General features: G+C 56.2%; 11 protein-coding genes. 8 read left to right on the forward strand and 3 right to left on the reverse strand.

The genetic code is table 11. The annotated features are described in order from the left end of the window. Positions 1 to 58: 58 nt before the first annotated feature. From FF011L_RS24670 to lpdA, 4 genes are all read left to right on the forward strand, one after another. On the forward strand, positions 59 to 1,165 hold the full coding sequence (locus FF011L_RS24670) for a TolC family protein (RefSeq protein ID WP_145354596.1): 1,107 nt from the start codon (positions 59 to 61) through the stop codon (positions 1,163 to 1,165). A 98-nt stretch (positions 1,166 to 1,263) separates the two neighbouring features. After that, positions 1,264 to 1,917, forward strand: coding sequence for a hypothetical protein (locus tag FF011L_RS24675; RefSeq protein WP_145354597.1), 654 nt, complete (start codon positions 1,264 to 1,266; stop codon positions 1,915 to 1,917). Further along, entirely contained in the window at positions 1,892 to 3,337 is a 1,446-nt protein-coding gene (locus FF011L_RS24680) for a vacuolar protein sorting-associated family 26 protein (protein WP_145354598.1), read from the forward strand. The genes FF011L_RS24675 and FF011L_RS24680 overlap by 26 nt, the downstream gene beginning before the upstream one ends. Positions 3,338 to 3,422: 85 nt before the next feature. Then, a complete protein-coding gene (gene lpdA, locus FF011L_RS24685) occupies positions 3,423 to 4,814 on the forward strand; it encodes a dihydrolipoyl dehydrogenase (protein ID WP_145354599.1) in 1,392 nt (463 codons plus the stop codon). 618 nt (positions 4,815 to 5,432) lie between these two features. On the opposite strand, the gene FF011L_RS24695 is transcribed toward lpdA, so the two are convergent. Together FF011L_RS24695 and mnmA are read right to left on the reverse strand one after the other, a co-directional pair. Next, positions 5,433 to 7,058 carry a hypothetical protein gene (locus FF011L_RS24695; protein ID WP_145354601.1) on the reverse strand — a complete coding sequence of 542 codons (1,626 nt, stop codon included), beginning with the start codon at positions 7,056 to 7,058 and terminating at the stop codon, positions 5,433 to 5,435. An 89-nt stretch (positions 7,059 to 7,147) separates the two neighbouring features. Beyond that, positions 7,148 to 8,299 carry a tRNA 2-thiouridine(34) synthase MnmA gene (gene mnmA, locus FF011L_RS24700; protein ID WP_145354602.1) on the reverse strand — a complete coding sequence of 384 codons (1,152 nt, stop codon included), beginning with the start codon at positions 8,297 to 8,299 and terminating at the stop codon, positions 7,148 to 7,150. Between the two features lie 170 nt (positions 8,300 to 8,469). On the opposite strand from mnmA, the gene prfB reads away from it, so the two are divergent. Further along, positions 8,470 to 9,583, forward strand: a protein-coding gene (gene prfB, locus FF011L_RS24705) for a peptide chain release factor 2 (protein WP_391560898.1) whose coding sequence is annotated in 2 segments (ribosomal slippage) — positions 8,470 to 8,538 and positions 8,540 to 9,583 — 1,113 coding nt in all. Because the reading frame shifts where the segments join, the coding sequence is not laid out codon by codon here. Between the two features lie 177 nt (positions 9,584 to 9,760). Here the strand turns inward: prfB and FF011L_RS24710 are convergent. Continuing rightward, positions 9,761 to 10,726: a 2-hydroxyacid dehydrogenase gene (locus tag FF011L_RS24710; RefSeq protein ID WP_145354603.1), complete on the reverse strand. Its 966-nt coding sequence runs from the start codon at positions 10,724 to 10,726 to the stop codon at positions 9,761 to 9,763. 130 nt (positions 10,727 to 10,856) lie between these two features. Here FF011L_RS24710 and FF011L_RS24715 point away from each other — a divergent pair, with 130 nt between their 5' ends. From FF011L_RS24715 to FF011L_RS24725, 3 genes are all read left to right on the forward strand, one after another. After that, complete coding sequence (locus FF011L_RS24715) at positions 10,857 to 12,530, forward strand: tetratricopeptide repeat protein (RefSeq protein ID WP_145354604.1); 1,674 nt, start codon at positions 10,857 to 10,859, stop codon at positions 12,528 to 12,530. Positions 12,531 to 12,611: 81 nt separating this feature from the next. Further along, positions 12,612 to 13,514 carry an alpha/beta fold hydrolase gene (locus tag FF011L_RS24720; protein WP_145354605.1) on the forward strand — a complete coding sequence of 301 codons (903 nt, stop codon included), beginning with the start codon at positions 12,612 to 12,614 and terminating at the stop codon, positions 13,512 to 13,514. Next, entirely contained in the window at positions 13,507 to 14,415 is a 909-nt protein-coding gene (locus FF011L_RS24725) for a triphosphoribosyl-dephospho-CoA synthase (RefSeq protein WP_145354606.1), read from the forward strand. Before FF011L_RS24720 ends, FF011L_RS24725 begins: the two co-directional genes overlap by 8 nt. The last annotated feature ends 83 nt before the right edge of the window (positions 14,416 to 14,498 follow it).

The following is a 14,498-nucleotide window of genomic DNA, read 5'->3' on the forward strand; positions in this document are numbered from 1 at the left end:
GATTCGATAGGGATCTTGTGCCTCCCACAATTTCCCTTCCACTTTGGTTGTTAATCGAATGATTCGTCTTGGAATCGTCCTGCTGATTGTGCAAACGGTAACAACGATCCATGCGTTTGAGCCAAGCCCTTCGGACTTGGGAAACGTTCCGACCTGGACTGCGGAACAAGTACGCCTGTGGGCAGCCGACCATGCGAGCGGTGCCAATGCGTTGGATGCTGAAAGTCGAGCGATCGCCTGTTCGATCGACCGAAAGAAGGAGGACCAGTGCCAGCAAGCGGCATTGATGCAGCGCGTCCTTGCCGACTTGGCGATCCACGATCGAAATCGCGCCGCCGCAGAAGGCCTGACGGTCTACTACCGCATTGTTTCCCTCCAGCAGCAACTTGAGACACTTTACGAAGCGGAAGACACGCTCGATGCGTTGATTCAGTTGGCCGAAAAAGCTGCGGAACTAGAGATCGCTGAAGGGAACGCAAACGATCTGCAACAACAGCGACTGAAAATCCGATCGCAAAAGATCGATGCGGAATATGGCATCCAAAAATTACAGATCCGGCTTGCCCGTCTAACCTGCCAACCTCTTTCGGTTGCCAAGCAAGCGGTCCTCATCGATCCAATCGAAACCGAAGTCTCCACGCTGGACGAAGAAGCCGCGGTTGCGGACGGCCTTCAGCGACGCGCCGACCTGCGTGCGATCCATACGCTTTGTCGTTGCATCAACAACGACACCGCTCCGGCGGCTCGCACGATGCTAGGTGCCATCCAACCTGGACTGGGCCTCGCAGCCACCGTTGCCACCAAGTCATCCCTGCTTTCCGGATTGTGTGACCAGGGCCAAGATGCCTGTGCACGGCGCGACCAGTGCCGCCAATTGGCCGCACAACAGCAGGGGACCATCGAAGACGAAATCCGCATGGCATGGCTTGAACTGCAAGCCTCCCTGCAGCGGGATCGGTTATCACAGGAACGCGTAGAACTAGCAAACCAAGCCGCCCAGCAAGCGAACCGAGCTGTGGAAATCGAACAACGCCCTGCCGGCACCGATTTACAGGCCTCGCTGGAAGCCCTGCGAGTCCAAGGGGAACGGCAAGCCCGACAGTTGGAACAGACGCTGGCCGACGTTAAACTACTGGAAGCTAGAGGTGCAGCCTTCCCGCTCTAACGGATTGCGAGCCACGATTTAGACGGCGGCACGTTCCGCAATATTTCCATGACGGTTCAAATCGAAGTGCCTGGATTCAACGGTCAGACGTTTCGAACATGAATCCCTCTGAATCTGCCGCGAATTGGCTGCCGCTTGGCCATCTGAACCTGCGATACAACCCCTTCGGCGAACGGACGTGGCAGGATCGTGCAAAACTAGCCATCGTCGATGTGGAACGTTGGTTACCTTCCTTTGAGCATCCTGGACAAGCGATTCAGTTCATCGGCGATTGCGGGCGAGGAAAAAGCACTCACTTGCTGGCGATCCGCGCCGCCCATGCCGATTCAACGTACACCTACCTTCCAGAAGATGGCCCGCATCCGGTTGTTTCGCTGGGAACCCCCACAATCATTGATGAAGCGCAACGCCTGGGCTGCCGCCCTCGCCGCAAAGTCCTCCTCAGCCGACAACCGCTTGTCCTTGGGACCCATGTCGATTTGACAAACGTGCTGAAGCGATATGACTATCAAGTCAAAACCGTCGAAGTGCACAGCCTGATCGAAATCGATCACTTGGCGAAAGTCTTCAATCGGCGGATCGAAGCGGCGGCACTCCGGCCGGATCAATCGGTGCCCGAGATAAAGCGGTCTGAAATCGCTATATTGTCAAAACGATTTGGTACCGATATCCGGGCGATGGAGGGGTATTTGTACGAACGCTTTCAAGCCCACGCTGGAGGACCAAATGGCCAAGTGCAATTTATCGATTGACCTGCAAAACCCCGACACCATTTTTGTCGGTGGAGAGACCGTTCGCGGAACGGTCACGGTTCAGGCGGACTCCAACGTGCGCTGCAATGGGCTGACCGTTCGTTCAAAATGGACAACCAATGGAAGAGGCAACATCGCGTCGGAAGTTGGCGAAGAGAAAACGCTTTTTGACGGCGAGTGGCTGGGAGGCCAGACCTATCGGTACGACTTTGAAGTCCAGACCGCCAAGTGGCCACCCACCTACCACGGCCACTACCTAAACGTCGACCATACGATCGAAGCCCAAGCGGACATCCCCTGGAGCTTTGACCCGAAAGCGGACCAAGTCATCCGCGTCACGGCCACCAAGCTTCCTTCGGCCGAAGAACTGTCCGAGCAGGTAACCAAACTAAAAGGGCTTCCCTTGATTGGCTGCGGGGCAATCGGGATGCTCTTTGTCTTCGTTTTCTTCTTTGCCGTGGTGGTCAATCCATTCGCCTGGATCCTGGGGGGGATCGTCGGAATCATCTCAGGGATTTGGTGGTTCATTTTTCGCTTCCTTCCCAAAGCTCGCCTGGGCAACGTTGAATACAAACTTCAGACCCAGACGTTGTCGCCCGGGGAAGAATTGATTGGAGAATTGGTGGTGCACCCCAAAAGGGACATCCCCATCAACCAAATAAAATGGCAGGTCCAAGCCGAAGAGGTCTGCGTTTCCGGATCGGGCAGCAACCGCCGAACTCACAGGCACACCTTGCTGGACCAGTCGGTTCCGTTGATGCAGAATCAAACCCTACCGGGAAACCGAGAAACCCGAATCCCATTAAGAATCACGCTACCAGCCGACCCTTTCTACTCGCTCGATCTCCGCGATAACGACCTCTGCTGGAAGACAAACATCCGGATCGATATCCCTCGCTGGCCTGACTGGAAAGGCTCCGAAAGATTCACCGTCGTTCCGCAATCGGGATCGACTCCAGCCGCTATATCGACGTCGATGCCAACGGGCGGTTTCGCCGTCGATACCTCGCGAGCTGCCGCTGCCATGGTGATGGGGACGCCAGTCTCGCAGCCGACATCCTCTCCGCCTGAGGTTAGCTTCTCCGAAACCATGCGAGTCCTATGGGAAGCCCGCAACGATCGCATGCAAACCGACCGTTTGATCGAAGCGGTTCAAGGGATTCGGTTCCAGCTTGAACTGATCATCGAGCGGCGATTGCTGTACGGCGTCGACGATCCGGCTGCCTACCGCAACGGGCATGTGATTTGGGCTCATTACCCCGATCCTGAACTGCCGATCACGCTTTATGCCCCCAGCCATTTGGGTGCGGAATTCGAGCAACTGGGCGATAAACCGTGGCAGGGATACGGAGAAATCACAGGTTTCGACCGTCGTTATGGGCGTCTAAAAATTCATTTAGAAGATGCCCCACCAGCCTAGTCGCACGTTTCCACCAGTTCGATCTCGTGTTACAGTCGACAATCCATTTTGCGTTTCCTTTCCTTCTGCTTTTAAAAACAACATCATGGCATCGGATCGATTTGATTTAGTCGTTCTCGGGGGCGGTCCCGCAGGTTATGTCGCAGCTATTCGTGCGGCACAGCTAGGCCTTCGTGTCGCCTGTATCGACGAAAATGCCCAGTTAGGCGGCACCTGCCTCCGTGTTGGTTGCATTCCCAGCAAAGCCCTACTGGAATCGAGTCACCTCTATCACGAAGCCCAGCACCAATTTGCCGAGCACGGAGTCAATCTGTCGGGAGTCGATCTGGACCTGAGCCAGATGATGAATCGCAAAGAAAAGATTGTCGACACCCTGACCGGCGGCATCGGGATGCTGTTTAAGAAAAACAAAATCACCGACATCCGCGGCCGCGGAAAGATGTTGGACGCCCACACGATCGAAGTCACGGGCGATCAGCCGCAAACCATCCAAGCGGACAAGGTCTTGCTGGCCCTGGGCAGCCGGCCCGCCGGCCTACGCGGGATCGAAGAAGATGGCGAGTGGATCGGAAACAGCACCACCGCACTTTCTTTTAAGGAAGTCCCCAAACGCTTGGTCGTCATCGGCGGCGGCTACATCGGCCTGGAACTTGGCAGCGTCTGGAATCGCTTGGGTAGCGAAGTCGTGGTCCTGGAAGCGACCGACCGTATCCTGATGGGAATCGATAGCGAAATCGCCAAAATCGCACATCGCACCTTCCAAAAACAAGGGCTGCAGTTCCACACCAAAACATTCGTTCAATCTGCCAAACGAGTCAACGATTCCTGTGTGGTCGAAATCAAAGATGGCGACCCGATCGAATGCGACCGCGTCCTACTGTCCACAGGCCGAGTCCCCACGACCGAAAATGTCGGACTGGACGCCGCCGGCGTGTCGACCGATGAACGAGGGTTCCTAACGGTCAACCACAACTTCCAAACCTCCGTCGACAATGTCTACGCCATCGGCGACTGCATCGGCGGAGCCATGCTGGCTCACAAGGCAATGGAAGAAGGGATCGTCTGCGTCGAACGGATGACCGGCATCAGTTCGCATGTCAATTACGATGTGATCCCCGCCGTCGTCTACACCCATCCAGAAATCTCGATGGTGGGACAAACCGAAGATGCTCTCAAAGAAGCGGGGACCGCCTACCGCAAGGGAATCGGTCACTTCGGAGCCAACGGGCGAGCTCGCACACTTGGCGAACCGGACGGCCGAGTCAAAATCCTTGCCGATGAACAGACCGATCGCGTACTGGGCGTTCACATCATCGGAGTCAGCGCAGGGGACCTGATCGCCGAAGCGGCTGCCGCGATGGAATTTGGTGCAAGCAGTGAAGACATCGCTCGCACCTGCCATGCCCATCCAACCCTCTCGGAAGCATTGCACGAAGCCGCATTGGCCGTCGACAAACGAGCGATCCATACCGCTTAGCCAACCGCCGATGGCACCCACCATGGCATTGCCGTCGTGACGACAATGCCGCAAGAAACCACCGTCTGGCGACGGTGGCGACGGAAGGCACGATAGACACGCAGCGACGCTCGCCAGAGCCTGGACAGACTGGCAATACGCCACGAATAAATTTCGCGTCCCTCGCGAACGGTGACAATCTCTAAGCGAAGATTTCCAAGCAGATTGCCACTGTTCGGAAAGCCATCAAAAGATCCCAACCCGCTGCGTCAGCGAGGGATCGCTTCCAGTAATTGCTGTCCCTCGTTGACACGTCGAACGGGGATTTCGGCAGTCTATAGGCCCCTGTTTGTTTCCGCCGGGCTCGTCCCGGTCGGTACAGCAACTGGCAGCTACATCAATGCCTTCCCTTATTCCATCCTTCTCCGCCAGCCCCAAATCGCCTAGGCGATTTGGGGCTGGCGGAGAACAGCATTGCGATCGCACAGAGGGTAGCTGCCAGTTGTGAGTCCGCCGGGGCAAGCCCGGAAACGGAACTCTTTCCGCAGCCTGCGGGGCAAGAAACCACCGTCTGGCGACGGTAGCTACCACAGGCATGTCGCTACGCTCGCCAGAGCGTGGACAGACCGCCACTCAGTTCTATTCGGAACTGGCTTCTAGGTAACGAATGGTTCCGGCGCGGTCGCCGGCGGGGCCTTCTAGTTTGGCCAAGACAACCACTTCCTTCCCAAGCCAGGAATCGACAGTGATATTGCTTTCTTCCCAGCCATCCAAAGGAACTTCGACGGGTTTACCGGAATCGGGCGACATCACAAGCACGATCTGATCGTCTCGTTTTTCCAGGACTCCGGATGCAAACAGGCCGTTGTGTTTCAGATCGCCACGAGCCACCCAGGGGCTGCCAAACCTAGCCATCAAAGAAAGCTGGTTGGTACTTCGCATGTCGGCAAATAGCTCCTCATAGCCTTGGCTGCTTGCAGGGTTTCCCTGTTCACCAATTTGTGCCAAGGAGTAATAGAAATTCTTGAGCAGTTCGATCCGATCTTTCCCGGCTCCGGAAAAATCTGCCAGATCGACCGACAATGTTCGAGCTTGCACAATCGCAGCCTCCAGGTCGGTCCCTGGTGCTGCGACATCCGCGGGCGTTGGCGCTGGCAAATCATTGGAATTCGCATCGTCAGCGGCCATCTCCGCTTCGGCAGGCTGCGGCTGCACTTCTTCGGCGGGCATTTCGACTTCAGGAACACCCTCTCCCGCATCCGCGGTCTCCAGCGCCGGAGCCGTGACTTCGGGCATCGTGACCTCCGGCATCGTCACTTCTGGCATTTCCACGTCGGCACCAAAGGAGGGCATCGCTAAATCGCCATCGGCGTCGACAACCTCGCTATCTGGTCCCCCGATCGTTTCCAATCCTTCGTTTCCGGTTTCTTCAACTCGAGGTTCGAAATGGTCGGTTTCCATTCCGGGATTCAAAGGTGGCAAATTTTCAGGCGGAGGCGTGCGCGGACGGGGAGAAGACGGCACGACGCCCGGGGCCGCTGCCGTTCGTGCGGGCTGCCCACCACTGCCATCAAAGGGCCAAAAACCAAAATTGAACGTTTTAATTCCGGCAGCTTGCAGACCAAACAAGATGGCTCCGGTCAGCGGGATCGCCACGGCTCCGCCCAAAAACATCTGGATTATTGTCTTGACTGGCGAAGCCGACTTGCGACGGGGGCGAACCGACGATGTCGCTTCATACGAAGGAGTTACCATCCCCTCGGTTGGTTCCGACGGGTTATCGGCAAAGGAAAAGGAATCCTCCGCACCCTGGTCGGCACCCTCGTCCGAATCATCTTCCGCGTCGGCCCCCTGAGTCAGATCATCCGTCCCGTGGACGGGATCCCCGTAGTCGTCATCGGTTTCAATCCCTGGCGACCACTCCGAATCGGATTCCTCCTCATAGGTATCACTGGTCGTCGTATCGGAATTCAATCCGCCGAAGTCGCCCGTTCCGAAAGAATCCTCGGCAACATCCGCCGAGGCGTCGTAACGGCCGGCAACCGCCGCAGCCATCGAGGAGGAAGCGACAGCACTGACTGCCGCCATCGGGATCACTTCGCCATCGGCACCGATCCATTCCACCATGGGTGGAATGTGACCACTCAATTCTTGGAACGAGTAAGTTTCTCGACACCATGGACAACGCGCCAACGCGTCCGCTGGCGGAGGAGAATCGGGGATCCGGATCTTTTCATTACAACGTGGACAGGCAGCTTCGCTCATCGATGAACTCAGACAGAGAGGACGGAAGACGCCCCAATTATGGTCTCTCCAGACTTAAAAGTCAGCCTTTTACCTGCATCCCTGGCAAACTATTCAAAGGAATGTTCGATCCAACCGCCCCCGAGGACCCGATTTCCGTCATAAATGACCGCAGCTTGCCCAGGAGCCACCCCCTCTTCAGGCTTATCAAAAACCACCCGCACTCGCTGCGATTCCGGATCCACGATGGTTGCGACAGCCGGTTTTGGGGGGCTGTTGTATCGAATCTGGACCTGGCAATCGATTGCGTCGCCCATCGCGGGGGTGTCGATTAACCAATTCATTTTCTCGGCCTCTAAACCGGCTCGCAGCAAAGCCTCACGCTCGCCCAGGACCACTCGGCACGTTTCCGGCTCGATCCGAATCACAAAGTGAGGCTCACCAAGCGCGATTCCCAATCCTTTTCGCTGGCCGACAGTAAACGCTTCGAATCCGCGGTGCTGACCGACGACGGTCCCATCCAGTTTGACAAAATCGCCAGCCGTCGAAGGAGCCCCCTCGCCGCGACGACTACGAACAAAATCGGAATGGTGTCCACTGGTCACAAAACAGATTTCTTGGCTGTCTTTCTTTTGGGCAACGGACAACCCAATTTCTCCAGCTAATTCGCGAATCTGTGGTTTCGTGTAACCGCCCACGGGAAGCATCATTTTTGACAATCGATCGCGGCGGATCCCATACAGCACGTAGGACTGATCCTTTCCTTCATCCAACCCACGCAGCAGTTGGGGCTCCCCGGTCGGCCCTTCCTGCAATCGCGCGTAATGCCCTGTGGCGACAAAATCAGCTTGGACTCCGTCGGCATAGTCGAACAGACGCCCGAATTTGATCCAGTTGTTGCACTGCACACAGGGATTTGGAGTACGCCCTTGCAAATAATCGTCGACAAAGTAATCAACAATCCGGCGGAAATCACTTTCTAGATTTAACGCATAAAACGGGATCCCCAAGCGATCGGCAACTCGGCGGGCATCAGCCGCGTCGCTGGCGGTACAACACCCCTGCTTATGCCCTGCCCGCTCGACGACAGGCAGTCCCTTCGCGCCGCTAGATTTCTTTTGGTCTTCGACTCGGCAAGCTTCGGTCGATTCTTCACCATGGCGCATGAAGACCCCAATCACATCATGCCCTTCCTGGCACAACAGATGGGCCGCTGCACTTGAATCCACACCACCGCTCATCGCCAATACTACACGTGCCAAAAGAAATGACCCCCAGGTCAGTGATTTGAATCAAAACGGTCCAGAGAATACAGGCTGACCGAGACGCTACCTTCGCGACATAATACCTATCGGCCTGTTATATTGACCTTACTCCCCTGGTCTGAAAACCCAAAAACCATAAATCCATTCTGAATCGGAAGCAAAATCACATGGATGCCGAGTTGATTCAACGTAGCAAAGAGATTTCCGAGCGTCTGGTGCAGCTACGAGACAGTCTTTGACTACTCCAGCAAAGCTGAAAAAATCAAACAGATCGAACTTCAGATGGGAGAGGCCGGATTCTGGGATAACTCAGAATCCGCTCAACAGACCGTCGGGACGTTAAAAAGCCTGAAAAGCATCGTCGACCCGACCAAAAGCCTAATCTCGGCGGTCGAGGATCTCGGTACGCTGATGGAAATGGCTGAGGAGGAACCCGAACTGATCGGGGAAATCCGTGAAGAGATCGATCGGCTAGAGGAATTGCTGGAAAGCCTGGAACTAAAGGCGTTGCTAAACGGCCCCAATGATGCCGCTGGCGCCCTCGTGACCATCAACGCCCGTGACGGCGGGACCGATGCCAATGACTGGGCGGATATGATGCTTCGCATGTATTCGGCATGGGCCGTCGCCCACGATTTCAAAATCGAATTGCTCGACCGTCATGACAACGAAGAAGCCGGGATCAACCACGCCACGATCGCCGTCCGCGGGCCGATGGCCTACGGATACCTGAAAGGGGAAGAAGGAATCCATCGACTGGTTCGAATCAGCCCCTTCAACAGCGAAGGCAAACGTCAAACCAGCTTCGCTGCCGTCGACGTATCACCCGAAATCGACGATTCGTTTGATATCGACATCCAAGAAAAAGATGTTCGCGAAGACCGCTACCGAGCGGGGGGTGCCGGTGGCCAGCACGTCAACAAAACCGACAGTGCAATCCGCCTGACGCATATCCCGACCAATACCGTGGTCCAGTGTCAGAACGAACGAAGCCAGCACCAAAACCGAGCGACCGCTTGGAAGATGCTGCGAGCCAAAATGGCCCGAGTCGAAGAGATGAAACGCGAAGCCGAGCAGGCAACCCGATACGCCAGCAAAGCCAGCACCGGATTCGGATCCCAGATCCGCAACTATTTCCTGCATCCCGACCAGCGTGTCAAAGACGCGCGAACGGGGCACCATGTCGGAAACTTCAATTCCGTCCTAGATGGCAGCGAACTGCAAGGCTTCTTCGATGCTTTCCTAAGATGGCGAGCCAAAGAGATGTCCGACGCCAGTTAAGCCTGGTTTCAGCGAACGGACCCCAAGTCAGTAAAGTCGTGACAAGAATGCGGCCGTAACCACCGTCTGGCGACGGTGGCTACGGCAGGCTCGCAGCGACGCTCGCCAGCGCGTGGACAGACCGGCAATACGTCATCGATACCGTTCACGTTCCGAGCGAAAGGCAATGCCCCCTCGCTACGAAACCGGATTCGGCAGCGGCTTGCCAGCTAACCCCGCCAAAATGTTTTCAGCGGCCAACCGAGCCATATCATCTCGGCTTTGCACGCTGGCACTTCCGATGTGCGGAGCGATCGTGCAGTTTTCTAACTGCACCAGACGGTGCGTTGGCGGCAACGGTTCCGGAGTCGTCACATCTAGCCCCGCCGCAAAAATTTTGCCGCCTTCAAGGGCATCCGCCAATGCCTCCTGATCGATCACATCCCCGCGGGCGGTGTTGACCAACACGGCATGGGGCTGCATCAATGCGAACTTCGTTTCGTCCAACAAATTGCGAGTCTGATCCGTCAGCGGGCAGTGCACCGAAACAAAATCGCTTTGCTGCAGCATTTCCGTCAACTGAACATGTTTTGCCCCCATCTGATCGGCATCCGGTTTAGCGGTCCTTGCCGTGTACAGGACCTTCATCCCCCACCCCCCCTGCAGTCGCTGTGCAACCGCAAGCCCGATCCGTCCCATTCCCAAGATACCAACTGTCTTTCCTCGCAAATCGACTCCTAGAAACCCCATCGGTTCCCAGGTCTTCCATTCGCCCTGTTTCACATTTTCGATCGCAGCTGGCAAACGACGCGCAGCTGCTAGCAAAAGCGTCACTGCTAAATCGGCTGTGGAATCGGTCAACACATCGGGCGTATTGCCAACGGCAACGCCACGTTCCTGAGCTGCAGAAACATCGATATTGTTATACCCAACGGCATAGTTGCTAACGACTTTGAAGCCACTTCCGGCCCGATCCAGCAATTCTCCATCGACCCCATCGCTCAACATCGAAAGAAGGCCGTTGCATCCCGCCACGCGTTTTAGCAACTCATCACGGGGCGGAGGCATCTCGCCGGGCCAGACATCCACATCAGCGACGCGCTGAAGCATCTCGATTCCGACTTTTGGAATTTTACGGGTCACCAAGACTTTCGGACGACTCATGAGGATCAAACCTGAGGGCTAGAGCGGAAAACAATGTCATTTCGTCCGCACCCACTTCGTTTGGGGCGCACGATTGGCAATAATAGTATTGAAGTCCTTTGGAACTTACCCGCTCGCGGAACAAATCACCATGACATTGCTTCTTTCCTACCGTCCTTTGCTCTTTGCCTCACTGGCGTGGATTGCCCTCGCATTCGCCAGCCCCGCATTCGCCCAAAACGAGGGGCGGAGCGACCTTGATGAGGCGATGGTCAAACGGATCGATGCCCAGACCGCTCAAGACCTGCAAGAAGTCACGGCACTCCTCGAATCGGCAATTGCCAAAGGCCTTGACGAAGAGAACCAAGCTTTCGCTAACAAGATGCTGGGCGCGGTTTCTTTGCAGAAGGGAAAAGCGATCGCCGAACAGATTCAGCAAGCAGGCGCTCGCGGTTTCCGCACGCTTCGCAACGAAGCGATCGACGCTTTGGAAACGGCGGTTAAACACGACCCGACCCTTGCCGACGCTCACCTGCTAATCGCCCGCTTGAACATCTTGCCGGGCGGCAACAAAACCCGAGCTCGCCAAGCCGCCACCGCGGCGATTCAGCAGCTTGGCGACAATGACCGCCAACGTGCCGAAGCTTTGGTCCTGCGTGCATTGCTGCAAGACGACGATGCAGCACGCCTGGAAGACTTCGACCGCGCCATCAAAGCGGATCCGCAAAGCGTTCCCGCCCACCAAGGCCGCGCGATGCTGCGAATGCAAAATGGCGACACCGAAGCCGCTCTGGAAGACATGCAAAAACTGCTCGAACTGACTCCAGAAAATTCCGCCGTGGTCACCGAAGCGGTCCGTGCCCTGCTCCGCCTGGAACGCATCGACGAAGCGGAAAAGATGTTGTCCGATGCACTCTCCGACCAACCGCGTGGCGAACTGTATCGACTGCGAGCGGTGATCTACCAGTCGCAAGGCAAAACCGACGATGCACTGGAAGACCTAACCAAAGCCCTCACGCTAGACAAACGCGATTTCGCAGCCCTGCTAATGCGTGCTGAAATCCTGCTCGGCCAAGATGACGCGAAGGGAGCCCGTCGCGATGTTGTTGAAGCCCTCAAGATTCAGCCCAACAGCGTCCAAGGAATCATGATGCGGAGCATGTTGGCTGTCGAAGAAGGACGCATGGCCGACGCCATCAACGACATGCAACTACTTGTTGCTTCGGTGCCTGACAACACAGCGTTCGCACTACAACTTGCAAATTACTTCCAACTGGATAACCGACCACGTCGAGCGATTGACGTTATCGATACGGTTCTTAAACGCGAACCGGACAACTGGCGTGCCTTGCGAATGCGAGCCGATGCTCAACTGAGCACCAGCGAACATGACAAAGCGGTTGCCGATTACTCCAAAGCGCTTGAAACCATCAACAAAGAAGAAAACCAAGAAGGACTAGAAGCAAGTAAATCAGGGATCCTGAACAACTTGGCTTGGGTCCTGGCAACCTCGCCCGACGAATCGCTTCGCAATGGGGAACGAGCCGTCGAACTGGCTAACGAAGCTTGCGAACTGACGGAATTCAAGGAAGCTCACATCCTCAGCACCCTTGCCGCAGCCTACGCCGAAACCGGGGACTTCGAAAAAGCTCGCGAGTGGTCGGAAAAAGCTGTCGCCGCAGGAACCAAAGACGAAAACGAACAGCTAGACCAATTGAAATTGGAACTGGAAAGCTACAAGAAGGACACGCCCTGGCGAGAGAAACAGGATGTCCAAGAAAACGCCGTCCCGATTCTTTCGCCTGAAGACATCATCGATACTTGATCCGCAGGCTGTCTTAAAAATCGCTCCCAGAGCAACCGCTCTGGGATTTCGCCCTACGAAAAACTCCGCAGACCCTCGCCCATGGATTCCGCTGCCTCATGGCGATCCGAGTACCCGTTTCCGTCAAACTGGATCGACCTGGATGGCCATCGCTACCATTACATCGATGTTGGTGAAGGAGAGCAAACGGTCCTTGCCGTCCATGGCAATCCGACTTGGAGTTTTTACTATCGAGCGTTAGCAACGCAGTTACCGCAATCGATGTCGGATGTGGGGACATGTCGCGTTGTCGCCAGTGACCATATGGGCTGTGGGCTAAGCGACAAACCGCAACATTACCCGTATCAGCTGACGCAGCACCGCGACAATTTGCTGCGTCTGATCGAGCATCTTGATCTAAAAAATGTGATCCTGGTCGCGCACGACTGGGGAGGCGCAATCGGGCTTTCTGCTGCGGTCGAACAACCGGAACGCTTCTCCGGATTGGTGCTGCTAAACACGGCCGCCTTTCCGCCGCCCTATATTCCTCGACGAATCTCGGTTTGTAGATTCCCTTTACTGGGCACGCTGGCGCTCCGCGGCGCCAATGCCTTCTCGCGAGCGGCGATCACGATGGCGGTTGACCGTCGTCCCCTAAGCGATATCGCTGCAGCCGGTCTGCTGGCTCCGTATGACAACTGGCACAACCGCGTCGCGGTAAATGCCTTCGTCAAAGACATTCCAATGAACCGATCCCACCCGACTTATGCACCGCTTGAGAAACTAGAGAAAGACCTAGCGAAGCTAAGCCACCTGCCAGCACGCCTGGTGTGGGGGATGAAGGACTGGTGCTTCCGCCCGGAATGTCTCGATCGTCTGCAAGAGGCTCTTCCCTTGGCCCAAGCCACCAAACTGGCCGACGTTGGTCATTACGTGATGGAAGAATCGCCTGAGGATGTGATCGAAGCCGTTCGTTCGCTGCAACGCGAAAAGTCGTGTGTCTGATCCCCTGAACGCACTCCGCAGCAGCATCCATTCGGATGCCGACCGGGTTCGCTGGGCATGTATCCTGGAAGCGACCGCTCCCAAGGCTGGCAACGTCTACCCGGGCGTCGGTTTTTCCGACCTGCAGTATGCCGATTTTGTCGCAGCGGCCGACGCGATTGCTCCCTGCTTTGCAAACGGGGAACCATCCTCTGAACGGTCCCTGCTCCGCTGCGGAAAATTGATCCTGAACGCGGTGACCGCGACCCAGTTGGCCTGCAACACCAACGTTAATCTGGGAATCATTCTGCTGCTGGCACCTCTTTCGATTGCACGGCAGACGTTTTCTCAAATCGAAGAAATTCCTGCCGGGCAACTGCAGGTTTCCGTTGCCCAGGTTTTGCAAGATTTGAACACCGCGGACACCGCCGATGTTTATGCTGCCATCCAACTGGCGAAACCGGGCGGCATGGACGACCGACGGATGCAAGCTTCCGAATCGATGGACGTACGACACGCCAGGGCCGCCAGCAAAGAGATGCCAGATCTGCTTACGGCCATGCGGTCCGCTGCCGATCGCGACCGAATCGCCTTGCAATATGCCGACGGATTCGAAGACATTTTGAGCGACAAACTAGTGGGCACCCTGGACCGATCGATCCGCAAATGCGGCGACATCCTTTGCGGCATCCAGCGGGCTCAAATCGAAATCCTAGCGGAACAACCTGATTCCTTAATCGCACGCAAAGCGGGACAAGAGATCGCCCGTGAGGCACAACAACGGGCGGGCGATGTGATTGACAAAAACCATTCACCAAAGGCCTGGCAATCCTTCGACCAGTGGCTCCGGGCCGATGGCAACCAACGCAACCCAGGAACCACAGCAGACCTCTTAGCCGCCGCACTATGGGTACTGCTGTAAAAACCTAGCCTCGTCTCTCGGAACGAAGAAATCACAAATGACGATTTCCGAGCGGAGAAAGATTGTAGCCTTTCGCTCCGCGA

It is taken from the genome of Roseimaritima multifibrata (assembly GCF_007741495.1).
Taxonomy (GTDB): Bacteria; Planctomycetota; Planctomycetia; order Pirellulales; family Pirellulaceae; genus Roseimaritima; species Roseimaritima multifibrata.